Raw genomic sequence first — 25,395 nt, forward strand, 5'->3', positions numbered from 1 at the left:
CTAACAATAACTTCATATCTTTCTTTCTTAAACTAAAATTCAATAACTTAAGTGATTTATATTTCACTTATAAAATATGATATGTTGACCTTAAGAATACTTCATAAATTTTACTATGTTTGCTTTAACAACAATTCATTTGGAAAAGAAAGTTTCAAACGAAAATCAAATTATTCTATTGTTTGATCTGGATACATCTTGTCCATGTTTGTACCCTATGCTGTACACAATGAAGTTCCTTAGATTTCAAAGTATTTCTACACAGCACGCAGATTTGATAGCAATAAAATTTTGGTATGAGTTTTGGTATGAAAAGTTTGCGACATCCTTTTGTGAGTCGTTCTACTCGACATCCTACAATTTTGAGATCATTCAAGTTGAAATTGATAATTTCATTGTCTACTTAGAAAACAATAAAAAAATTCAAAACAATCTTATTAGACTAAGAAATGCAGAACATGTTAATTACACGACAATTGGCCATAGAATTAGATCATTTCTAAAGTTTTACAGCTTTTTAATTGATGAATACCTAAGCATCCAATCCCAACCTCAACTTACGCTGAAGGAAATTCAAAAAATTAAAGAAAACCTAAATAAATATATGACTATAAAGAAAAAAATTATAAATAACTTTTCAAAATCTAATAAGACAATTAAAAGCGAGATAAATCACACGTTTAAAAGTATGAATCATGAAATGATCAAAGGATTGTATTCAATTATTTCACCGAGCAACTCTAATAAATACAATGAATTAAATCCGTTTAGATCCAAAAGTGTACAACTCAGAAACTTTTTGATCATACATCTTATGCTAAATTATGGGCTTAGAATTGGTGAGCTTATGCTACTAACAACCAATTCTATTAAAAAATCCATTCAAAATCATAATTTTAGTTTAATTATTACAAGTACAGATGATGAGTTCGACGATCGATCAAAAAAGCCAAAAATCAAAAATGAGTACTCTTACCGAGTAATTAAACTACAGGAACGTGACTATAAAATTCTTCAGATTTATATAAACGAAATCCGAAAAGAAATTCCTTCACAAATCTTATTTACATCCTTAAAGCCTCCCTACTCTGCTTTAAGTTATGCCAGTGTTAAAAAAATATTTGATCAAGTAGATTCGTCATTAAAAGCGTTATTACCTGAGTGTTTTGATACTTCAACTTATGATTCAATAGAACGTCTAACTCCACACGTATGTAGACATTCTTGGGCTTATATGATGTTAAGCTTTTCTTTTGATAAGTATAAGAAAGAAAATGCTATTCATTCTGATCTCAGACAAAGTGTAAATGATGCTTTGCTAAAAGCACAGGATGATCTAAGAGTCTTAGGTGGTTGGTCACCTACAAGTACAATGCCTATATATTATGGCAAACGTTTTATTGTAGAACGTGCTAATTTTATGAACTTGGCTCGGATAATTGATTCCAGTATTAAATTATGAATGATAAGAATATGCCTCAACTTAGTCTAGATTTTGAAAAAAATGATGATAGTCCTAGTGACTTTAATATTTTTCATGATGCTGACCTTAGACTCATAGAGTCTTTACATTTACCAGCAATCATCAAATTTCATAGAGCTTATAAATTTGATAGTAAGTTTGTTCATACGTCTAGCGATGCTTGGAGTTTTACTTATTCTGGCAGGAAAATTCAGTTAAACTTCTCTAGTTTCAGTAAAATTGAGAATAAACTAGCTAAATTTTTTCTAGCTAGTTATGTTCAAGTTAATACACCATCTGCTCTAGAAGCTAAATTACAGGCTTACACTTTTGCAATAAAATCATTAAAAGCTAGAAAGTTAAAGCTTGATTATCATAATTCAAAATCTTTATTGGTTGATTTAGCAAAAGACAATAATTATGCATATTATTATCACTTCAAGTTTTTAGTGAAACTACTGTTTCTAGAGAACTTTTCATATTTTGATCTCGATCAGGAATATGAATTGGAATTTCTTGAACGTCCTAAGGCATTTAATTCAAAACTATATTACCAACAATACGAAGATTCTATTGATTATCCTCTTATCTCAATGATTCAACAGGGTTTTATCAAGTTAAACCAAGATATCAAGAATGATTCTCAAAGGGTTGATAATGAAACACTACTTTACTCAGCAATTCTTGGGTTGATATATGTAACTGGACTTAGACCTGTCCAAATAGCTAAGTTATCTGTAGAAGATATAAAAATAGACACCACACGTACTACAGATCATTTTCATCGCTATAGCGTATTAATTCCCTATGCAAAGCAAGCAAGATATGTACATGAGAAAATAGCTGTAAAACTGCCAGAAGAAGTTGCTGAGATTATTTTATTTTATATCAAAAGATTTAAGCTAAATCCGGGTGGTAAATTATTTGATCCAGGCGAAAATTCGGCTCGCTTTTGTTCAAAAGCGATTAATACACAATTATTTAATTTTGCACCAGAAAGCTATAGAAATGCTGTTCTTGAGGGTGAAATGATAAGGCAAAAATATTCTTTTTCCGATTTTAGACATCATGTTGGTTATAGCCTAGCAATGGCGGGATCTTCTGCTGAAGAAATTGCATATATCTTGGGTCACTCTTCGGTTGTGACCGCTAGACATTATATATATTCTACCCCTGAACTAGCCCAGATAAGAGCGCGAGCTCTGGGTAAAAATTCTTTATATCAGCAAATGATGGCTATGCTCCTCACTGGAAGGCTAATTTATAAAAAAGATTGGGAAAAAAAGAAAGTATTAGGCAATATTGGTAGCAACATTCATTTCGATATTGGTGGATGCTCCTATAAGGACAAATGTCTATTTCAACCTGTTCGCAATTGTTATGGTTGTATGTATTTTCACCCCTTTATCGATGCTAACCACGGCAATGTGCTAAAAAGTATACAAAGTGAAATCAATGATCTCATCAGGCTATCTGATGGTATAGGTGTGTCCAGAAATCCATTGATTCGAGTCCATGAGTCAACTAAATTTGAAATCGAATCTGTAATTTCCCGTTGTGTAATGCACAAGGATGATATTTATGAATCTTGAAAAATATAATGATTTTATTGAAGAACAGAAAAGTTATTTTAAAGAAAATATTAAACCAAATTTTAAATGGGTATGGACTGATCCTGAATGGGTGGGAGGAGTTGTTGGTTCAGGATGGTTACTTTCACGTAGTGGGAAAACACACTTTTCATTTCAAACAGCGAAAAGAATGAAAGGAATAGATGATCTTTCTATAAATATAACGTACCAAGAGTTTATCAAAGCAGTAATGGTTCTTAGTTACAGAAAGGCTAATTCAAAAACTTCACCACAAAAATTATATGCAGAAGTCCTGATTCTTAAGCGCTGGTATAGTGAATTATATAAAGATAATCAAGAGAATACTCACCCCTGCTTCTTATCAACGTTAACTTTAGAAAATTCATTTAAAATACTAGCTGAAAATTCAAGTAAAACGAACCTTCCTGACCATGCTGGAACATACCTTAGATTACAGGAAATGTTAAATCATTATGGTTTTACTGAACAACGATTGGATTTTTCTCAGAAATATTTATATATAAATTCTAAAAATAGAACTCCCAATGCTAAGAGAACAAAAGCACTGTTAGATCAGTTGGAACTTGACGAAAGTGATCTTGACAAAGATAAGCTGATTTCCATTCGGACATTTATCAATATTGTTTCGCTCATAAGTTTATGTCAAACAAATGGTGAAAAAATTATATTCAATCTTTTGCTCTTACTTATAGTTACTGGTTTACGTTCAACCGAAGCAATTCTTATAAGAACTGATGCTTTAATCAAACAACCTATACTTGACCCTATAACTAAAGAACATTTAAGTTTAGATGGTATTAATCAATATACCTTAGGGATTAAATATCATGGTGCAAAAGGTTCTGGTTTTAGAATTCACTGGATTGAGCCGTTGGCTGCCAATTTAGTCGAGACCATATTTCATTCCGTATTAGAACTTACATCTGAATATCGAAGTCATCTAAATTACATAAGATCAAAGGGGGGTATAAATTATTTTCCCAAGTCGATAGATGATATAAAGGAAGATCATATTGAGATTGATGATCTAATTAATACTATTTTTAGAATGAGAGAATCTAACATAGGACGGTCTGTAAAAAGACATACTGTTGCAAATAATTTGCATAAAGTTCCTATTCTAAAATCTAAAAAAAATGGAAGGGAAGAATACAAATATTATTTAAAAAAGGATATTGACCTACATCTTAAATCAATAACTAAATCTGATCCAACATATCTCATTGATTATGTTTTTAATTATGAAGGTAAAGTTGAAAATATCGCATTTGAGGATTTGCTTTTTATACATGAATATAGATCGGTGAATATGACGAGAGAATTTAGTTTTAAATCCCTTGTTATTCCATTCAATGTGATGACGATTAATAACTTTCTAGGTGGTACCTCTAAGCCAAATAAGTCAGTGTTTCAAAAATATAATTTATTGGAAACAGAATCAGATCATTCAAAATTAACAAGTCATATTCCACGGCATAACATAAATACCTTTCTTGCGCTTAGTGGCTTAGCTGAGCATTTACAGGCAATGCTAATGGGACGTGTTGATATCAAACAAAATCAATATTATCAACACTTGGCTTTAAAACAGCGTAAAGTCGCAGCCAGTCTGCTAGAAAAGCATGAATTGGTATTTTATGAAAATGATAAGCAAGAACTAAAGCCCAACTATCCCGTTGACTCCATCAAAAATGATGGATTAATGTACTTTTCTGATCAGTTAGATTTAGAAAATAATCTAAAGATGAACTTACAGACCTTTGACTCAAAAAAAGAAGTAGCTAGTTATCTAAAGGAATCTTTTTTTGATGAATATTTTCAAGATATTGCTGAATCGTTTAATGAATTGATTAAAGAAGATCAAAAAATAGCTAATTCATTGATTCAACGTCATGCTTGTTTGCATCCCTTGCCTTTTGGTGGGTGTATGCGTGAGGTCGCTGTACATGACTGTCCTAAACGTATTGCCTGCCAATCAGGTGACCCATGTGGAAACTTTGCTTTAACTGGCCGAAAAGGTGAATTAGAAGCCCTGCAATACACTTTGAATAAGTTAACGGCTGAGTTTGAATGTATAGAACAAATCGTAGCTCGTGATTCTACATATACTGAAATGCTTGAAAATTTACGTCAAAAAATCCTTTATTTAAGGGGTTTAAAGACAAAAACACTTAATAGACAAAATAATTTAACTCCTATTCCTATTTTTTCTTATGGAGATACGATCACTAAATTACCATCGACATTAAGTGAGTTATTCGCCATAGAGCAACAAAAAATTGAGTCTAAGGAAGCCTAAAATGTTACGTGGTAAACAACTAGATGAAGTAATTGAGCAAGAATTGCAAATGATGTTGGTTGAGGGTTTTGAGAAATCTCCTATTTCGCACAAAACTCTACATAAGCGCCTAACCTCTAAGGGATATATATCTGGCGGACTAAGTACCTTGAGTTCTGCTGCAAGAAAGAAACTCATTAGTCTCTATTTATCAGAGCAAATTTCGCCATTGCATTTAAGAGCAAAAGAACAGCAACTTTACGTGAATAAAAAGACAAGACAGGCTCTTACTGATACTAATAAAAATTTACGTACACAAATTGATAACTTAGAGTCCCAGCTTCATCAGAATACAGAAACACTTATAAATATCATTGAAGAAGTAAAACTAAGAACTAATTTGAAGGTTGATCATCTATTGGCTCCCCACCTACTAAAAAAGTATCTATCACGGGAGTAATATTTTAAGGTCAACATTTAGCGTTTGTGATATTTGGTAAAGTTTTTCGATAGTAATATTGACTTCTCCCCTTTCAATTCGGCCTAAATAGCTACGGTCAATTGCTGTTAATAGTGCTAACTGCTCTTGACTAATTGATTTATTTTTACGAGTTTCTCTAATTTTAGAGCCAATTGACAAGGCTAATTCTTGATTCATAGTTGAAGATCACAAATACAAGAACTATCAATAATTGAAGTGTTTTAATCCACGGACTATAATCCTCATTATTTGGGTGATGAATATGAAAATTCAAAACTTACCTATGTTTCGAGAGCTTTCTAGAGTCTTTTGTAGCTATAAAATTGAGTCATGGCAAAATGTAGATTTCTGGGATAAAGTTAAGCTCTTAAAAGTTGTAGATAGTAATATTAATTATCGAAGTGTTAAGCGACTGCTATGCAGATTGGTTGAAGAAGGTTATTTAACTATTGATGCTGAAAAAAGTAAATTTGGGCAAAAGACTTATACCGAAGTTGAAAGGCTAGATGAGTTACGTTCACAATTCTGTGTTGAATCTACGTCTACCCTTCATGAACTTAATTTAAAGAAAGAGCAATTTGAAAATGAAATCAATAAACTTGAAGAAGAAATTCAGGCATTAGAAGGTCTGAAAGAGCAATTCCCTGATATCCAATTTAAAATTGAACAGCTAAAGCAAACTAAAGTATGTAGATGTAATTTTTTAAAAATAAGAATCACAGCAGTCAGTTCATTAATAGATTATTTATTCACATAGCTGATTTTCAAATCTTAAATGAATTACGAATGTTAATTGTTGGAAAATAAAAAAGCTTTTAAAAACTGCATACATGGATTTTCTAACCCAAATCAATACAATCGTCTCGTTTGCAATTGGACATGCTTACAATTGAACTGGATTTAATGTCTGTAAAGAATCTTGAATCATCAAATATCCTACTGTTCAGATTAGGATTCTACTGACTGCAGTCACATCGAATGATTGAAGTAACCTTACTTCTATTGTATGACTTACTTTATTCATTCTAATTAAATCATGTTTATTATCTTAGCTATATAGATAACTTTCTATTTTTAATATAATATATTAGCCATATAGCTAACAAGTTGTCATCAAATTCCTATGGTAAGTAGAGTCGAAATTGGGAAAAAAGTTTGTATAGAGCGAAAAACCCTTGGATATACACAGCAAAAACTATCCGAATTATCTCGAATCAATAAAACCACAATCTCAGAGATCGAGAATGGTCGATTTACGGGGTCTTTTGACATATTTGAGCGTGTGCTTGATGCAGTTGGTTTACAATTTGATGTATCTCCAAAGCGACATTCACTCCCCCATTGGGATGAGATTGAAAGTATGTTTGCTGAAGATGACGAATGAATACACAAACCAACCTTCCTGCCAAAATCACCAATATCACAGTGTGTGCTAATCAAGCTGAATTAGGCATATTGACATATGGTTCAGTGCACCACTATCAGCCAACACAAAAAACACAGCATATCTCACTCACCATGACTCAAAGAGGCATGGATGGTTATTCTTCGGATGAATTACACCCAATATTTGCTCAAAACCTACCAGAAGGCTTTAATCGTAGATTTATTGCTGAAAAGCTTGCCAGATATGCCAAAGTCAATGATATGTACTTATTGGCACTACAAGGTAATCAGGGAATCGGAATGCTCTCTTATGAAAGTGAGCTAAGCTTGCCAAAAGCTGAATCTTTGAGCTTGGGTGAGATTTTATCCTACCGTAGTAATGAACCCCTTTTCCCACAACTATTAGAAAAATACTATCTCAGGACTTCATTGGCTGGGATGCAACCCAAAGTAAGCATCCCAAATGCATATACGGTTCAAACGGATAGCACAGTTCAACAAAGGGATTTGATTGTAAAGTCGTTTGATTCTGAATTTCCTTTACTTACAGTCAACGAATTTGTCTGTATGCAGGCTGCTTGGCATTGTGGACTTGAGTCACCAAAGGCTTACTTGTCTGAAAATTTAGAAACGTATGTGATAGAGCGATTTGATAGATCCAATGATGGTACAAAACTAGGCTATGAAGACTTTACGACGCTCATGAAAAAGTCAAATGACCCAAATGCGAAATATACAGGTAGCTATGAAACACTACTGAAAGCGACATATTTATATACTGGTAGCGCAATTGAAGTTGAGAAAATGTATAAATACATCGTATTCAACTGTTTAATCGGTAATGGTGATGCACATCTTAAAAACTTTGCTCTGCAATATTCCGCAGATATGAAGAACATTTTTGTTTCACCACCATTTGATATTACGCATACACTGATCTATGAGTCCATTGATAATAAAATGGCACTCAAACTGGCTGGTAGCAAGACATTTCCAGATCTTTCACATCTCATCAAATTGGCCGAAAGTAACCAATTTAGAATCAGAAATCCCAAGGAAATAATAGAATACTTTAGCGAAAATATATTGGACTATCTTCAAACCTCAAATGAAGTCCAGCTATTTGATGGATTGCGGACATCTATAGAACGTTCAATCTCAAACATTATGATGTCAAACCCTGGTACAAAAAATTATCGACATGATAAAAAGAAGAAAGTTGAATAGTTAATTGAATATGTGATTCATATATAGGTTATGGGGTCATAGTTACTAGCTGGGTTACATTATGTGCAATACTATGACTTTTTTGACTACTTCATTTTTAAATTTTTCTGACTTTTTTTTACTACTTATAACCACTTCATTTATTAGCCACTTTATCTGGACTGCTCCCAGTATCTTAGACATGAGATAGCCTCATTTTGAAGCTGTCTCGAATGCTTCTGGGCTCATACCATCGAGATGCGAATGACGCCTGATTCGATTGTAGAACATTTCGATATAATCAAACACATCCGCACGAGCCATTTCTCGTGTTTTATAGATTCTCTTTTTAATTCTTTCCTTCTTTAAACTGCTAAAAAAAGATTCAGCAACAGCGTTGTCCCAACAGTTTCCTCTGCGACTCATACCGGGAATTAAATTATGCTTTTGACAGAATTTCTGCCAGTCTCCACTACTGTATTGTGAGCCTTGGTCTGAGTGTATGATCACAGGTTCATCGGGTCTGCGTCGCCATACTGCCATGAGTAGTGCATCAAGAACAATATCCTTAGCAAGAGTTGGTTTCATTGACCAACCGATCACTTTTCTCGAATATAAATCAAGCACTACAGCCAGATATAACCAGCCTTGCCAAGTCCGAATATAGGTAATATCAGTTACCCAGGAAGTATTCGGAGTATTCACAACAAACTCTCTATTTAAATGGTTGGGTGGCACAATCTGAGGACGACCACGGCCATAACTTTTATGCTTCTTGTATCCTCTAACTGCTGCAATACCATTGTTTTTCATGATCTTCAGTACACGATTCGGGCCACAGCCTTCACCTAGTTCTTTAAGATCCAAAGTAATGCGACGATAACCATAAATACCATAACTAGCATCATAAGAAGATCGGATGAGCTGTAATAACCGTTTATCTTCAATAGTTCTGCCTGATTCGGGTTCATGCAACCAAGCGTAATAACCAGCACGAGCAATCTTTAAAACCCGACACATCGTTTTAATCTTAAATTGATTACTGTACTCAAGAATAAACTGATACTTTACTCGGGCAGACTTGCAAAGTACCTTGCGGCCTTTTTTAGTATGTCCCGTTCCTCTTCAGTTTGTCTAAGTTGACTTTTAAGACGGAGGATCTCTTTCTTTGCTTCGAGCAATTCATGTTCATCAGGGTTGTTGCGTAAAGGCTGTATCGCCTTTAACCATTTATAAATACTGTGTTGTGATACACCTAAACGTTCCGCTACATCAGTGACAGAATATCCTCGTTCAGTAATTAATTTTATAGCTTCGTCTTTAAATTCTGGGGTATATCGTTGTCCACTCATAATGTTTTCTCCTGTGCAAAAAGAATAGACGATATTTGTCTAAGATACTGGGAGCAGTCCATATCTAACTTTAAAGTGTCTAGAAAATTGGTTGCTATTCATATAGAGCAGGACGTACACCACAAAATCAGATCATCATTATTTGTCATGAACAGCTGTATTATCACTTCATCGATCAAGTTCATGAACCAAACAATATTATTTTATGAACAACAAAACTATAAGTTATTATAATTAAAATAAAATTTATATGATTTATTATATGAAATAAACTTCAGGAAAACATAAGTTAAATTGATTAAAATATAAATTATATACAGAAATTCTTATTTAAGAAAACTATCATCTTCAAATTAAATAAGGAATAGAAAAATTCTATTCCTTACAATTTATTTAAAATTAAAACTCATATTTCACCATAACTTCTAAACGATTATCTGTCCCTGATAGACCATCAACAGTTTCACGCTCACCATATACATACTCCAGACCAACTGTAATTGGTTTTACGGGGTTATACATTACATTGAGCCAGCCTTGTTGAAGCTTATCATTTCCCTTTTCCACATTTTGATCATAATACATTGCACTGTACGCTATCGTACTACGTAATTTTGAATTGAATTTATATGTTGCCCCAACAGTAAATGTATCGAGATCAATCAAATCAATATCATCACCTTTCTTTATATAATTATTAGTATTATATAACAAATACTTATTATCACCTGCAATATGTGAATAATTAGCATTTAGTGCCAATTTATCCATAGCTTGGTAACTTAAGCCTAAGCCAATACCCCAGCCTAATGAAGTTTCGTTATTCACGTCACGTGCACGTACTTCCTGAATTAGACCTCGGCCTGTAAACATTCCTGATCCATCGGCAAATTTATGACTGATTTTCGCAGTAGCAGTAGGTAATCGGTTATCTTCATTTCCTTTTTCAAGGCCTAGGAAATATTGTGTATTTGGATCAATCTTATTGCTATAGCGAACCATGGGTGTACGGAATGTTCCGCCACCAAGTAAACCATTAAAATCTAACATTTCAGGTGAGGTTTCTGTGGAAAGAAATGATGATGTAGTCTGACCAATTAACCAATTATTAAGAGTTAAATAGGCATGGCGTATACGTAAAGTTTCATTTTTATCCCCACCTCGAAAATCAACTTCAATTTTTCCAGCAACATCCATATCTTCAACAGGGGTTTTAAAATCTATGCCTATACGTGTTGTCGTTAATGTTGAATCAAATCTATCTTCTGTTGATTTTTTATTTAAATCACCATCCAATGCAATTTTATTTATGCGGTTAAAAATAGCATCTCCCCCTTCAATTTGATAGGCAGTATCAGCACGTACAAAACCATAAAGATTAACTTCTGCTCCGGCCTTTGATTTCCATTTCAATGAAGAAGTTTCAGCAGTTTTTTGATAAATATCTGATGTTAAATTTACTGGGATGGGTGATGATTCAACTTGAGTATGGGGTGACCATGGGGTATTTAAGTTTTGTTGTTGAATCCATGCCTTTACTGCTTCGAGTTCACTACGCAACTCTTGTATTTGTTGCTGTTCAGGCTCCCCTGCATAAGCATTGTTAAACATGAAAGTTATTACCGTTAATGCAAGGCTATTTACCAATAGTCGCATGAAAATCTCCAATATTTAAATATATTACATCCATGTCTTTTTGAATTTTTTAGAAGCTGAAATAAGTCATAAAAATGATGATTCATATTCCTCATGAATACATGTTAATTCTCATCCAGCTTTTTTGATTTTCAAAAAGGTTTTAGCTATTTGCAAGTTCAGATCAATTATTTATTCACTGTAAATCATGCAAATACATTCAATAAAATGATCTCTACCAAACATAGAGATCATGGGTTTATCTGTTTTATTTTCGGCTGATAATAAGTGCGATACCCTGCCCTACACCAATACACATCGAACACAGTGCATAGTTGCCATCTATCGCTTCAAGTTGATTCAAAGCAGTCGTGACTAAACGCGCTCCTGAAGCACCTAATGGATGTCCTAAAGCAATCGCGCCACCATTTGGATTCACTTTGTCACAGTCATCTGCAAGTCCCAAATCACGCGTACATGCTAAAGCTTGAGCAGAAAATGCTTCATTCAGTTCAATCACATCCATTTGTTCAAGCGTTAAACCCGTTTGTGCCAATAACTTCTTGATCGCAGGTGCTGGCCCAAAGCCCATAATGCGTGGTTCAACCCCAATGGTCGTTGCACCAATAATTTGTGCACGCGGTGTTAAATTATATTTTTCTAAAGCCTCATCCGAAGCAATAAGCAATGCAGCTGCACCATCATTGATCCCAGATGCATTGCCCGCAGTCACACTACCATCTGCTTTTACCACGGGTTTCAGTTTTGCCAAACCTTCAGCTGTAGTAGATGCACGTGGATGCTCATCTTGAGAGATGACAATAGGCTCACCTTTACGCTGTGGAATGGTCACTGGAATAATTTCTTTATCAAAAAAACCATTTTGTTGAGCTATTGCAGTTCGTTTTTGGCTTTCCAGTGCAAACTTATCTTGATCAATACGGCTAATCTTAAATTGTTCTGCTACATTTTCAGCAGTTTGAGGCATGGTTTCTACACCATACATTTCTTTCAATTTGGGATTGATAAAACGCCAGCCCATGGTGGTATCTTCAATTTTCTGACTGCGACCATATGCCCCTTCAGATTTTCCCATCGCAAATGGTGCACGTGTCATGGATTCAACACCACCAGCAATAATTAAGTCGGCCTCTCCTGCTTTAATTGCACGAGCTGCCATAGCAATCGCATCTAAGGATGATCCACATAAGCGATTCACCGTCGTTGCAGGAACTTGATATGGCAAGCCTGCCAATAACGCAGACATACGGCCGACATTTCGGTTGTCTTCCCCTGCCTGGTTGGCACATCCATAAATCACATCATCCACCAATCCCCACTGAATAGATGGATTGCGTTCCATTAAAGCTTTAATCGGCAATGCCCCCAAATCATCGGTGCGCACAGTAGCCAAACCACCTGCATAACGGCCAAAGGGAGTACGAACTGCATCCACGATATAAGCATTTTTCATCATTTTTTCCTTTCAGATATTCTGTTTATTGATCTTTAAGCCAACTGCAGTCTCAATTTTTTACGCTTGAGTGCTGCATCAAAGCGACATTGTTTAAGCGACGTGTTTAAATCCAACGGCTGAATCGGTTGAGGTTTACCCTGTTCATTGACTGCAATCATGGTGAAATAACAGCTATTGGTATGCCGTGTTGTTCCATTGCGTATATTTTGCGCTTCGACACGAATACCTATTTCCATGGAAGTTCTGCCCACATAATTTACTGTGGCAAGAAAAGTGACCATTTCACCAACTTTGATTGGTTCTTTAAACAGAACTTTATCTACCGATAATGTCACGACATAGGCACTCGAATAGCTACTGGCGCAGGCATATGCAACTTGATCAAGTAATTTTAGAATTGTTCCGCCATGCACATTGCCAGAGAAATTTGCCATATCTGGTGTCATTAACACACTCATGGACAATTCAGTCCGATCATTCATAAAATATGACATCGCTAGGGTTAAATTTTTCTTAGCTTGATTATATGGATCTGAAATCCGTGACAATTTCCAAAAAATCACAGCCTCATCACATTCAGGCAAAAAAAAGCCCGACTTTCGTCAGGCAAATAGGCACGCTTCAATAATAAATTTAGAGTTAAGCTGTTTTAGCAAGTTTCTGAAAAATTGATAGATCTCCTGCTATAAAGCCCGCACCTGTTACTTCTGCTAAAGCTTTTTGTTTGGTATACAGGTTATTCAAATCTTGTCTTGCAGCCCAATATGCTGGTCCACCTTTCCATTTAGGAAAACCAAACCCGTTGACCATGACCAAGTCGATATCATTCATCCGTGTAGTGACTCCCTCAGCCAACAGCAATGCAGCTTCATTAGACATAGTGAGCAAAACACGCTCAACAATCTGCTCTGAACTGAATTCTTGACGTTCGATTTTTTTATCTGCAGATGTCTTGATAATCAGTTCTGATACAAATGGATCAACTTGTTTAATCCCGTCCGCATAATTGTAATAGCCTGCGCCAGTCTTGCATCCAAAGCGGCCTGCTTCACAGATTTGATCTGGAATTGAAACATAGCGCGCTGCAGAATTACGTTTAGCTGCATTGGCTTGACGCATATTCCATGCAATATCCAATCCAGATAAATCACCGACTGCAAAGGGTCCCATATTGAAACCAAAGCTTTCAATGGCATTATCAATTTGATTTGGCAAAGCCCCTTCTTCCAGCATTAACTCACATTGATAGCGATATGCTGAATATATACGGTTGCCAATAAAACCAAAGGAATTTTTACAGAGAATCGGTAATTTTCCGAGTTTTTGTACAAAGCCAAAAGCCGTTGAAATCACTTCTTGTGAAGTATTATTGCCATGAATGATTTCAACTAAACGCATAATATACGCAGGATTGAAGAAATGAATACCGACGATGTTTTCCGGACGTAAACTCACTTCTGCAATTTCATCCAGATCAATATAAGAGGTATTACTGGCGATAATGGTGCTTGAAGATGCAATATTTTCAATCTGCTTAATTAAATTTTGCTTTACTGCTAAATTTTCAAAGATGGCTTCAATGACCAAATCGGCATTTTCAAAAGCAGAATCATGATCAGATAATTCAAGCTGTGCCAGCTGGGCATCTCGCTGTTCAGTTTTAGCTCGGCCAGAGGCAATATCTTTTTCATAGATGGCATCAATTTTTGATTTGCATTGCACCAAAATTGACTTGGATTGGTCATAGACTGTTACATGAAAGCCAGCCTTCAATGCAGAAACAGCGATACCAGTTCCCATAGTGCCTGCGCCGACAACTACAATATTTTTAAGCGGTTTAAGAACAGCTTCTTTTAAATTAATGGCTTTTTTTGCGCTGCTTTCAGCAAAGAATAGGTGTCTTAATGCAAAGGCATCGTCGGCCACCCGTAATTTCTGGAACACTTGACGCTCTTCAGCTAAGGCTACATAAAATTCCTGTTCCGCTGTTGCCTTAATCAGGCGAATTGATTCCTGCACTTGCGGACGGTGCTTTCCTGCTCTTAATGCTTTCTTTACAATTGCATCCAGTTCAGCAGATTCATCTTTCACAACAGATTTCAAAGAGAGCGGATTTTTGACTGCAGTCTTGGCAAATTCAATAGCGAAAGGACGTAAGTCCCCTTCTGCAATCGCATCCACCATGCCCAGTTTTAACGCTTCTGGCGCTTTGATACGTTTGCCACTGCAAATCACTTGAATACTTGGTCCTATACCAATAAGACGAGGCAAACGCTGTGTGCCACCTGCACCAGGCAACATACCTAAAGTCACTTCTGGTAAACCGACCAGCGTATTTTGTGCAGCAAGTCGAGCATCGCAACCAAGTGCTAATTCATAACCGCCACCCAATGTTGCACCACTGATTGCTGCAATAATAGGTTTAGGGCATTTCTCAATGGCTTCGATCACTTGTGGTAGTTCTGGTAAGGCAATTGGCTTGCCAAATTCTTTTAAGTCTGAACCCGAAATAAAGTTTTTATCTTTGCCAATAATCACCGCTGCAGTCAGGGCATCATCTTGTGCAAATTTCTCTACAGCGTCGAGTAAACCTTTTCGTACAGACCATGAACCTGTATTCACGGGTGGGTTATCAATTACAATAACGGCAATTGAGTCTTCGGTTTCAAAATGAATGGTATCCGTCATGATTTAACCCTCTTTCGCAATATGAACCAGTGCATCCACTGCAGTGACACCCTGACCTTGGACATTGACAATCAGAGGATTCATTTCTGCTTCTTCAATGTAATATTCTTCTGACAATGCCAATCGAGAAAATGCCACAACCGTCTCTGCAACTGCTTTTAAATCACCTTTAGCTTTGCCACGGAAACCATCTAATGCTTTTAAGCCTTTGACTTCCGAAATCATTTCATAGGCAGATTCAAGTGTGACAGGTGCTAAACGCATTGCGCTGTCTTTATACAGTTCAGTTAGTACACCACCTGCAGCAAGCATGACAATCGGACCCACGTCTTTATCGCGCTTAAAGCCGACCAGAACTTCGCCTAAACCTTTCACCATCGACTGTACTAAAACTTTTTCGACAATCAGTTCAGGGCAATGCTGTTCTACATTCTGCTTGATTTGTGCAATAGCAGTTGTGAGATCATTTGCATTATTCACATGCAGAATCACCCCACCTACTTCGGTTTTATGGCTAATTTGATCATGTAAAACTTTAACCACAACTGGATATTCAATCGTCAAATGGTCCGCAGAATCATCGATTGATAGCACCTGATAAGGCGCATTTTGAATACCTAAAGGTTGTAATAACTTGTAAGCAGAATCTTCATCTAAGGTTACAGTATTTGCAAATTCTTTACTGCTTACTTGAGGAATAGCAGTTGGTATACGACGTGAGAATGCTGCATTGATGACATCTGCACAGGCTTCAGGTGACTGAAAACATGGTACACCAGCTTGTTTTAGTTGCTTTAAGGCTTCCGGCGCATCGGGTACAAGGAAACTAACTAAAGGTTTTTTATAGGTCGCAATGCTGTCTACAATTGGTTTTACTGCAAGGTCTGGGTGATAACGCGCTGAAGATCCTGAAGCAACGAGTACCAGATCAAACTCAGGTGCATCGTCAAGTACTTCTAAAGCTGCTTTCATGACTTCATATTTTGTGCCAGCCAAAGTCAGGTCAATAATTCCACCAGCTGAAACTTCTACACCACGTTCATTCAGTTTGGCAATCGTGTCTTCTGTTGGAGAAACCACTGAAACGTTACGGATACCCAGCTGATCCACGACCATCGCTGCCCCGCCACCAGTCGTGGTCAATACGCCTACATTGATTTTTTTCTGATTCGCTGTTTGCGGTTCAACTTTACTGAGTAAAGGAATTGCATTTAAAAAACCATCCAAAGTTTCTACACGTGCAATACCACAATCTTTAAAGAATGCCTCTGCAACTGCATCTTCCCCCGCCATAGAACCTGTATGTGAAACCGCAAGATCGGCAGCAACTTGTGAACGTCCAAGTTTAAACACCACCACTGGACGATTTAACTCTGCTGCTTTTACTGCGAATTCACGTAGTTTATCTGCATGGCGCATAGATTCCAAAAACAGCATATAGCCATGAATATCTGGATTATCCAAAGTCGCTAAACAGATTTCACCAACACTTAAATCAACTTCACCACCTACTGAAACTAGGCCATAAAAACCAGTGTGATGGTTACGACCACGTGAAGTTAAAGAACCAATCATGCTGCCACTGTGCGAAGCACAGAAAATATCTCCTTTAGGTAAACCCGGTTCTGCAAATGCCGCATTGGCGGTTAAAAACAGGTCTTCATATAAATTGACAATACCTAAGCTAGAAGGACCTAGAATGCGTGTCTGATATTTGGCTTTCAGTTCACGTAATTTATTTTCTCGCTCAATGCCTTCATGCCCAGATTCACTGAAACCGCTGGCAATCAAGGTCACCACAGGTACACCGAGTCTTCCACATTCTTCAACCACTTCGAGTGCTAAATCTGCTGCCGTCAGTACATAGACATGATCAGGTACTTCAGGAAGCGCTGTCAGTGATGGGAAAGCTTTTTCACCTTGAACTGTTTCTCGGCGAGGATTAATACAGTAGATCGTGCCCTTATACCCTGCATTTCTTAAAAAATGCAAAGGGCGACCAGCAGTTTTACTGACGTCATCAGAAATACCAACCAATGCCACTGATTTGGGTTTAAGTAACGCATTGGATAAGGTTTTATCTTCTTTAAGCATTGAGTTCATTTCTCTAAGTCCTTTTATATTTTACTTAGCACGTTGATTAAAACGACGGCCAAATACATCTTCTGCAATTCGGTTTTTGAGTACTTCAATCGATCCACCCGCAATCATCCAGCCACGAGTACGCTTCACACAGTATTCAACCAATGATTCTGTTGAATAGCCGTAGCCACCCATCGCTTGCAGTGCTTCGTTAGATACTTCCCAACCTGCTAGGTTACAGGACAGTTTCGCCACACTGGTTTCATAGGCTGAAGGCAAACCGCCATCAGAATTCACCGCTGCACGGTACAGTAATAGTTGTGCTGATTCGAGCTTGAGTGCCATTTCTGCAAACTTCCATTGCAGACCCTGAAACTCGCAAAGTGCTTTGCCGAACTGTTCACGATCCAGGCAGTGCTGACGGGCTACATTAAAGGCATGACGGCCAAGCGCCAAAGCACGCGAGGCATTGCCGATACGCTCTACGTTAAAGCCTGAAATTTGTTTCTTGAAACCGCCTGGACCAAGCAAGACATTTTCTTTAGGGATACGGCAGTTTTCAAAATACAACTGACACCACTCTTCACCACTCATGAAGGCTGAAGGTTGACCTACGTCAAAGCCTGGCGTACCACGTTCAACAATCACAGAACCAATACCATCCAGACCTGCACTAAAGCGTACATAGATCAGGAAAGTATCAGCATGGGGACTATGAGTCGAAAAGACTTTAGAGCCATTGATGATGTAGTGATCGCCATCTTCAACTGCTGAGGTTTTCAGTTCAGTCACCGATGAGCCTGCGCCTGGTTCACTCATACCTAAAGCGAGTAGTTTTTTGCCTGCCAGAAGGTCAGGAAGATATTTCTCTTTCAAGTAGGGAGATGCGTATTCTGCAAAAGTACGGATGGCACCAAAGTTACCCGCCTGAACCACGTCAGCACTTTTCGGACAAACCAAAGCCAGTTCCTGAATGGCAATCACGGCATCCATGAGTTCAGCACCAATACCGCCATCTTCTTCTTTTAGGGTAATTCCGAGTAGGCCCATTTCTGAGAGCTTCGCCGCAACTTCCCATGGATAGTCATGTGAATGGGCACGTTCCAGTGCGCCATCTGCAAGTTCTTTTTGAGCGAACTTGCGAACTGAGTCCGCAAATGCATTTTGTTCTTCGGTTAAATTAAAGTCCATATTTCTAGCTCTACTTGCAACAAATCTTATAAAACTAGAATAGGTGTTTTATGGCTTTTGTGTTTTCAAATAAATCATCACGCTATGACTTATTTGCGAAAATGTAAAATAAAAAAACGCCTAAGAATAGGCGTTTTATCCAGTCATAAACTTAAGCGGTCGTTCGCTCAATTTTAACCTGTGAAGCTGATTGAATATTATCTGTACTCTCAGTTTGAGTTTTTGCTGCGGGATCAAACATTTTTTCTCGGACGAAGAATAATGGGATCATACACAGTAAATATGCAAGTGCTAATACAATGAAACCTGCACCCATTGAACCGCCTGAAGCAACATAACCGACTAGCAATGGAGCAAGTGCTGAACCTAAACGCCCACCATTATGTGCGGTACCTAAAGCTGTACCGCGAATTTTTGTTGGGAAACTTTCACTCATATAAGTACTGTATACGCCAAATGGCATACCATATAAGAATCCAAAAGCCACCAAGAAGTACATGATATTTCCAGGTGTATGAAAATTTACAATCAAAAATAAACAGATTGCTGTTGAAACAGAACCAAAAACAAAGCTAAAACGTCGGCCTATTTTGTCAGCTAAGACACCAGCAAACAATTTACCTAAAATCATTGCTGTATAGCTACCAATCATATAGTAAGTCATTGATTTAAAATCAAGACCCATTTCATGCTCTATATAATGTGGCATCCAATGGTTTACGCCATTATACCCAATATGTAACAAAGCACTGGCTGACATCCATAGAGCTAAAATTTTAAGTACAGCCTTATCTTGGAAAACAAGTTTAAAACTTGATGCTTGTTTAACAGCCACACCATTATTTGTCTTAAGCGTAGCTTGCTCTTTTTTCCAAGATTCTGACTCAGGAACAAAAAAGTAAATTAAAATTGCAAGTACAACCGCTGAACTACTTAACAAGAACATCATTCTCCAGCCATGCTCTGGAATGATAGCACCTGCCATAACTGAAGCTAGAATATAACCAAATGTCCATCCTGTTTGTAGCGCTGCAATGGTGGTTGTACGATGCTTAGTTGGAACATACTCAGCAATTAGACCTGCACAGACAATATATACTGTTCCTAAGCCCAAACCTGAAAAGAAACGGAGTGCAGCGAATTCATAAATGTTTGAGGTAAAGCTTAATAATCCTGTCAAAATTGAAAAAAGAAATACGGAAGCAGCAATCGCTTTGACTCGGCCAAATTTATCACTCGCCCAACCGCCAAAAATACCACCAATACCCATACCTAAGATAGTGACCGTTCCAAGCATTCCCGCTTCAACACTGGTTAATCCAAAATCTGCTGTGATTTTAGATAGGCTCAGAGAAAGCATCATTACATCTGCCCCATCTACCACCAAAGCTAGAAAACATAAAAAAAATGCTAATTTCCACTTTTTATTGCCGCTTCCATCACCGGCTACTGTTGCTACATGCATACAATTTTCCTTTGCAAATAATCAATTTTCATTCCATTTGAATATTCACTTATCCTGTGAATACTACCTTTTTTTTACTTAGCACGTTGATTAAAACGACGGCCAAATACATCTTCTGCAATTCGGTTTTTGAGTACTTCAATCGATCCACCCGCAATCATCCAGCCACGAGTACGCTTCACACAGTATTCAACCAATGATTCTGTTGAATAGCCGTAGCCACCCATCGCTTGCAATGCTTCGTTAGATACTTCCCAACCTGCTAGGTTACAGGACAGTTTCGCCACACTGGTTTCATAGGCTGACGGCAAGCCACCATCAGCATTCACTGCTGCGCGGTAAAGTAAAAGCTGAGCAGATTCAAGCTTCAGTGCCATTTCAGAGAATTTCCATTGCAAGCCTTGAAATTCACACAGTGGTTTGCCGAATTGCTCACGGTCTAAACAATGCTGACGCGCGACATTGAAGGCATGACGACCCAATGCTAATGCACGTGATGCATTGCCAATACGCTCTACGTTAAAACCTGAAATTTGTTTTTTGAAACCGCCAGGACCCAATAAGATGTTTTCTTTAGGAATACGGCAGTCTGCAAAATACAGCTGACACCAGTCTTCACCGCTCATAAATGCTGAAGGCTGACCCACCTCAAAACCTGGTGTGCCACGCTCGACGATGACTGAACCAATACCGTCTAAACCTTCGCCAAAACGAACATAAACCAGAAACGTGTCTGCATGTGGGCTATGGGTTGAAAAGACTTTTGAACCATTGATGATGTAGTGATCGCCATCTTCAACTGCTGATGTTTTTAACTCAGTCACTGATGAGCCAGCACCTGGCTCACTCATACCTAAAGCAAGTAGTGTTTTACCGGCCAAAAGGTTAGGTAAGAATTTTTCTTTTAAATATGGTGATGCATATTCTGCGAATGTACGAATTGCACCAAAGTTACCCGCCTGAACCACGTCTGCACTTTTGGGGCAAACTAAGGCTAACTCTTGAATGGCAATCACGGCATCCATGAGTTCACCACCAATACCGCCATCTTCTTCTTTCAGGGTAATTCCGAGTAGGCCCATTTCCGAGAGCTTGGCTGCCACATCCCATGGATAGTCATGTGAGTGCGCACGTTCTAATGCGCCATCTGCAAGTTCCTTTTGAGCGAACTTACGAACTGAGTCCGCAAATGCATTTTGTTCTTCGGTTAAATTGAAGTTCATCCTTACTCTTCCATATGTAAACTACATAAGAAAATAATAAAGATGAAAGTACTTTCAAGTTTTCAAATAAGTTATGTACTCATGAATATTTTAAAAAAGACCTATCATTTTTATTTTTAATAAAAAAGCCAAATTAAATAATTTGGCTTTCAAAGACTTAAAAACTCAGCGGATATTCAAAAATTATACGAAATTCGTCGATATCATTATATCTATAGCCTTTAGTTGCACGATGAGTTGATTGAACCAACTTAATATCTGTCCCTTTTGCAAAACCACTTGAAACTTTATAATTAATTAAAAAGTTTCTTTCCCAATGTTTATTATTAACATTTTGGTCATAAATATGCCGCTTTGTGTAATATGGATTATTGCTATGACTATTATTCATATCCCAGCCATACATATAACGCCCCATGAGTGTTAATCCCTGTAGGCCATATTCGGCTAAATCCAATTCATATTTTAATTGCCATGATTTTTCTTGAGCTTCAGAGAACGTAGAAAAATTGACGGCATTTAAAATAGATTTATTTGCTCCCATTGTGGAAAAACCTACCCAGTCAAATGGTTCATTTCCAAAAACCTGCTGGTAACCTGCCGTAAATGTATGACTGCCTTTTTGATAGCTCAGCAATGTCGACGCGATATAGGATTCAATCTCGCCACCGAGTCGATCGCCTGTATCATTATTTGCATAACTGGATAAATTAAAGCGTAAATTTTCATTATTTGATGACAACGGATGCTGATAGCTGACACCTAAAAAATACTGATTCCATACATCCGCCAATTCGGAAGCATAGACTGTAATTGATCCATCTTGTAACTTATATGTACCGCCAATAAAGCTAAGACTGTCCGCTTTAATACCCGAAGAATAATCTGTCGTAAAATAATTTAAGTTTTTAGTCGAATCAAATGGATTCATTTGATAAAAATAACCTGCATTTAAGGTCATATCTTTAATGGTTTTATCTTGCAGTGTTAGACCAGTACTTACCGTAGGTAGCAATCGTACAGTACTCATGGCAATGACAGGAATGTTGGGAAATTGGTTACCATAGGTAATAACGGTATCGTTGTATTTAAGTTTTAATGCACCACCAAGCTCGCCAAATGCCGCTTTTGTTTTACCTGTTACAGGATCAAATTCAAGAAGATTCGTACCTGTTTTATATTCATCACTATAAAGTTTTATACCAAGTAAACCATAGGCATCAAAGCCGAATTGAATAAGACTATCGGTATAGCCTGAGCTGTAATTTGCAATAATTCCATGCGCCCATTCACTTCGATAACCTTCTTTTTCTGAAATTGGAACATTTACATTAGCGCCTGAGGGATTATAACCGCCATTTCTAAAATCACGATAAAAATAGAAATTCTTATTAATGACAGTTAGCTTATCTTGATCAAAAAGATCTGCCCAAACAGCTGGTGATAGAGGCAAAATAAACCCCATCACCAGTGAGATTTTCACTGGTATTTTCATAATTCTTCCTTGATTATGGGGTCTTATTTTTTGCTGACATACACTGCTTTGGCGGGTACAACAAACATCATCAAAACTGATGCCAACAACATGACTGCTGCAATACTGACAAGAGCCGCTTGATTCGTTCCAAAGTGTTCACGCATTACACCCATAATCCAAGGTGCAAAATAACCTGCTGTCGTAGCAAGCGTGCTGACTAAAGCAATACCCACAGGTGCCGTTTTCCCATCTAAATAACCCGTTGGTAAGGTCCATGCGAGAGCCATCCCACCCATAAAGCCAAAACTTGCAAAACCTAGAATGATTAAGCGGGAAATGATGCCACCCTCCCAATATGCAGCAAGCACCAGCATTGAACTTGCAAATACCATCGACAAGGCATAATGCCAGCGACGCTCTCGACGTTTATCTGAACTACGCGTAATAAGAAATAAACCGACAGCGCCTAACGAAAATGGAATCACGGCATAAAATGAGATATGCGCAATATTGGTCACACCCATATCCTTAATCATAGTCGGTAGCCAAAAGCTGAAACCATAGTTGCCGCAATATGTCGCAAAGGCTAAAAATGCAAGTAAATATATGCGTGCATCAGACATACAACTGAGAATATTTGACATTGAATGAGCTGATTTATCATGATGAGTAGCTTTACTCCCTACATCATCATTCATCATTTTTTGATGCATCACTTTTTCATGATCAGTAAGCCATTTTGATGTACTTGGCTTGTCGGAAAGATAAAATAGACAAAAAATACCAATAAAAATAATTGGAAGAGCCTCTAGTAAAAACATCCATTGCCAGCCAAACCACCCCCAAAACCCATCCATTTCGGTCATGATGATCCCTGAAATAGGACCACCAATAATTGGGGCAACTAATGAGCCTGCCAAAATAATTGCCGCAACACGACCTCGCATATAGCTTGGGAACCAATAACTAAAATAAAGAAATACACCTGGATAAAAACCAGCTTCAAAAATTCCAAGTAAAAAGCGGATCATATAAAGTTGATTTACTGTAGTAATAAATACAGTAGCTGCTGAGGCAAGCCCCCATAAGACCATAATGCGAGTTAAAGTTTTTCTGGCACCGATTTTATCCATTAATAAGTTGCTTGGAATTTCAAATAACGCATAGCCAATAAAGAAAATACCTGCGGCATATGCATATTGAATATCTGTAAATCCAATATAATCCTGCATTTGAAGCTTGGCATAACCAATATTTACTCGGTCTAAAAATGAAAACATATATGCCAAAAATAAAATTGGCATTATTTTCCAGAGTAGTTTATTTAATAACTTTTGTTTTTCCTGCTCATTTATATCTACTAAATTAGCATTCAAAGGGGATGACTTTTCCATATAAAATCCTTTTATAGGCCAAACACGTTAATCGGCTATTTTTAAGCCTAAAGATATGATGGAATATATAAGAATTTGAAAACTCAATATGTCTGAAAACTCATCACCAGATTACATTTTTAAAAATAAGAGCAATAAAAAAAACATTCATTAAAGAATGGTTTAAGAGAAAAATTAGAACTTATAGCAAGGGTTCTTTATGTAACACTGCAACAAATGGTGCAAGTTTCAGATTTGGATGCGGATAACGAGTTAATACATCTGGATCATGTCCTGGAATAATATGATCTGCTGAGGATGCTAATTCATCAAGTAAATTGAATCCTTCCATCATTTCACCAATATTAAATACAATAGGATATGGATTTTTTTCTAATTTATTTCGATAAAAATGAGATGCATCTGAAGCAAGTACAACCCAGCCCCGTTCAGTATGTACGCGAACAACTTGTAACCCACCTGTATGACCACCTACCTTATGTAAGCTAATTCCAGGTGCAATTTCTTTTGTCCCATCGATAAAAACAACTCGATTTTTATAAACATTCTGTACCATCTGAATCACATCATTTACATTAAACGGATGAGACAAACAGGAATGGCACATATTTCTTCCTGTCGCAAAATTCATTTCTGCATCTTGCAGATAGAATTTTGCTGTTGGAAAATAATCTAAATTCCCTACGTGATCAAAGTGCATATGCGTAATAATCACATCTTCTATCAATGTATGATCTATGCCAACAAGACTGAGTGCTTCGTCGATTTTATGAATCAATTTTCGATTTCTTCGCAGCGCTTCTTCTTCACCAAAACCCAAATCAACTAACCAAACTTTATCTTGATGCTTAATTACCCAGATAAAAAAATCCAACCCCATATCAACATCATGTTGATCATTATAAATGAAATTATCTGATTCCTTTTTAGTCACACCCGCATATTTAATTGCATATACTTCATAATTAGGAATCATCCTTTTTTC

19 protein-coding genes and 1 pseudogene are annotated in these 25,395 nt (G+C 37.0%); 7 read left to right on the forward strand and 13 right to left on the reverse strand.

The window, feature by feature from the left end; genetic code table 11:
- Positions 1-115: 115 nt before the first annotated feature.
- From ACP69Y_RS14565 to ACP69Y_RS14580, 4 genes are read left to right on the forward strand one after another with little or no spacing between them, the layout of a single operon-like run.
- Positions 116-1,462, forward strand: coding sequence for a tyrosine-type recombinase/integrase (locus ACP69Y_RS14565; RefSeq protein ID WP_425919149.1), 1,347 nt, complete (start codon positions 116-118; stop codon positions 1,460-1,462).
- An 11-nt stretch (positions 1,463-1,473) separates the two neighbouring features.
- The gene (locus ACP69Y_RS14570) at positions 1,474-3,054 is read left to right on the forward strand and encodes a site-specific integrase (protein WP_425919150.1); all 1,581 of its coding nucleotides are present in this window, start codon (positions 1,474-1,476) and stop codon (positions 3,052-3,054) included.
- The gene (locus ACP69Y_RS14575; RefSeq protein ID WP_425919152.1) at positions 3,044-5,374 is read left to right on the forward strand and encodes a hypothetical protein; all 2,331 of its coding nucleotides are present in this window, start codon (positions 3,044-3,046) and stop codon (positions 5,372-5,374) included. The genes ACP69Y_RS14570 and ACP69Y_RS14575 overlap by 11 nt, the downstream gene beginning before the upstream one ends.
- A gap of 1 nt (position 5,375) precedes the next feature.
- Positions 5,376-5,813, forward strand: coding sequence for a hypothetical protein (locus tag ACP69Y_RS14580; protein WP_425919154.1), 438 nt, complete (start codon positions 5,376-5,378; stop codon positions 5,811-5,813).
- Here the strand turns inward: ACP69Y_RS14580 and ACP69Y_RS14585 are convergent.
- A complete protein-coding gene (locus ACP69Y_RS14585) occupies positions 5,802-6,011 on the reverse strand; it encodes a helix-turn-helix domain-containing protein (protein WP_425919156.1) in 210 nt (69 codons plus the stop codon). The two genes, ACP69Y_RS14580 and ACP69Y_RS14585, sit on opposite strands and share 12 nt — an antisense overlap.
- Positions 6,012-6,096: 85 nt before the next feature.
- Between ACP69Y_RS14585 and ACP69Y_RS14590 the strand changes: the two genes are divergently transcribed.
- The 3 genes from ACP69Y_RS14590 to ACP69Y_RS14600 all read left to right on the forward strand — a co-directional run bounded on the left by ACP69Y_RS14590 (position 6,097) and on the right by ACP69Y_RS14600 (position 8,447).
- A complete protein-coding gene (locus tag ACP69Y_RS14590; protein ID WP_425919158.1) occupies positions 6,097-6,591 on the forward strand; it encodes a hypothetical protein in 495 nt (164 codons plus the stop codon).
- Positions 6,592-6,957: 366 nt separating this feature from the next.
- Positions 6,958-7,218: a helix-turn-helix domain-containing protein gene (locus tag ACP69Y_RS14595; RefSeq protein WP_425919160.1), complete on the forward strand. Its 261-nt coding sequence runs from the start codon at positions 6,958-6,960 to the stop codon at positions 7,216-7,218.
- Positions 7,215-8,447, forward strand: a complete 1,233-nt coding sequence (locus tag ACP69Y_RS14600) for a type II toxin-antitoxin system HipA family toxin (RefSeq protein WP_425919162.1) — start codon at positions 7,215-7,217, stop codon at positions 8,445-8,447. Before ACP69Y_RS14595 ends, ACP69Y_RS14600 begins: the two co-directional genes overlap by 4 nt.
- Positions 8,448-8,639: 192 nt before the next feature.
- Here ACP69Y_RS14600 and ACP69Y_RS14605 read toward each other — a convergent pair.
- The 12 genes and pseudogenes from ACP69Y_RS14605 to ACP69Y_RS14660 all read right to left on the reverse strand — a co-directional run bounded on the left by ACP69Y_RS14605 (position 8,640) and on the right by ACP69Y_RS14660 (position 25,386).
- Positions 8,640-9,778, reverse strand: a protein-coding gene (locus ACP69Y_RS14605; RefSeq protein WP_425919164.1) for an IS3 family transposase whose coding sequence is annotated in 2 segments (ribosomal slippage) — positions 8,640-9,520 and positions 9,520-9,778 — 1,140 coding nt in all. Because the reading frame shifts where the segments join, the coding sequence is not laid out codon by codon here.
- Positions 9,779-10,177: 399 nt separating this feature from the next.
- Positions 10,178-11,434 (reverse strand): DcaP family trimeric outer membrane transporter, encoded by a 1,257-nt coding sequence (locus ACP69Y_RS14610; protein ID WP_425919166.1) that lies wholly within the window; start codon positions 11,432-11,434, stop codon positions 10,178-10,180.
- Between the two features lie 247 nt (positions 11,435-11,681).
- Positions 11,682-12,887: a 3-oxoadipyl-CoA thiolase gene (gene pcaF, locus ACP69Y_RS14615; RefSeq protein ID WP_425919187.1), complete on the reverse strand. Its 1,206-nt coding sequence runs from the start codon at positions 12,885-12,887 to the stop codon at positions 11,682-11,684.
- A gap of 35 nt (positions 12,888-12,922) precedes the next feature.
- Complete coding sequence (locus ACP69Y_RS14620) at positions 12,923-13,372, reverse strand: acyl-CoA thioesterase (RefSeq protein ID WP_227574697.1); 450 nt, start codon at positions 13,370-13,372, stop codon at positions 12,923-12,925.
- A gap of 157 nt (positions 13,373-13,529) precedes the next feature.
- Complete coding sequence (locus ACP69Y_RS14625) at positions 13,530-15,578, reverse strand: 3-hydroxyacyl-CoA dehydrogenase NAD-binding domain-containing protein (protein WP_425919169.1); 2,049 nt, start codon at positions 15,576-15,578, stop codon at positions 13,530-13,532.
- A gap of 3 nt (positions 15,579-15,581) precedes the next feature.
- Complete coding sequence (locus ACP69Y_RS14630; protein ID WP_425919171.1) at positions 15,582-17,681, reverse strand: acetate--CoA ligase family protein; 2,100 nt, start codon at positions 17,679-17,681, stop codon at positions 15,582-15,584.
- Between the two features lie 21 nt (positions 17,682-17,702).
- Complete coding sequence (locus ACP69Y_RS14635; RefSeq protein ID WP_425919173.1) at positions 17,703-18,851, reverse strand: acyl-CoA dehydrogenase family protein; 1,149 nt, start codon at positions 18,849-18,851, stop codon at positions 17,703-17,705.
- A gap of 229 nt (positions 18,852-19,080) precedes the next feature.
- Positions 19,081-20,316: pseudogene (locus ACP69Y_RS14640) on the reverse strand (MFS transporter); the annotation flags it as partial.
- A 74-nt stretch (positions 20,317-20,390) separates the two neighbouring features.
- On the reverse strand, positions 20,391-21,539 hold the full coding sequence (locus ACP69Y_RS14645; protein ID WP_425919175.1) for an acyl-CoA dehydrogenase family protein: 1,149 nt from the start codon (positions 21,537-21,539) through the stop codon (positions 20,391-20,393).
- Positions 21,540-21,696: 157 nt separating this feature from the next.
- The gene (locus ACP69Y_RS14650) at positions 21,697-23,034 is read right to left on the reverse strand and encodes an OprD family outer membrane porin (RefSeq protein WP_425919177.1); all 1,338 of its coding nucleotides are present in this window, start codon (positions 23,032-23,034) and stop codon (positions 21,697-21,699) included.
- A 23-nt stretch (positions 23,035-23,057) separates the two neighbouring features.
- On the reverse strand, positions 23,058-24,320 hold the full coding sequence (locus tag ACP69Y_RS14655; RefSeq protein ID WP_425919179.1) for an MFS transporter: 1,263 nt from the start codon (positions 24,318-24,320) through the stop codon (positions 23,058-23,060).
- A 271-nt stretch (positions 24,321-24,591) separates the two neighbouring features.
- Entirely contained in the window at positions 24,592-25,386 is a 795-nt protein-coding gene (locus ACP69Y_RS14660) for an N-acyl homoserine lactonase family protein (protein ID WP_425919181.1), read from the reverse strand.
- Between the last annotated feature and the right edge of the window lie 9 nt (positions 25,387-25,395).

The sequence above is a fragment of the Acinetobacter sp. TSRC1-2 genome (assembly GCF_049895885.1).
Lineage (GTDB): Bacteria > Pseudomonadota > Gammaproteobacteria > Pseudomonadales > Moraxellaceae > Acinetobacter.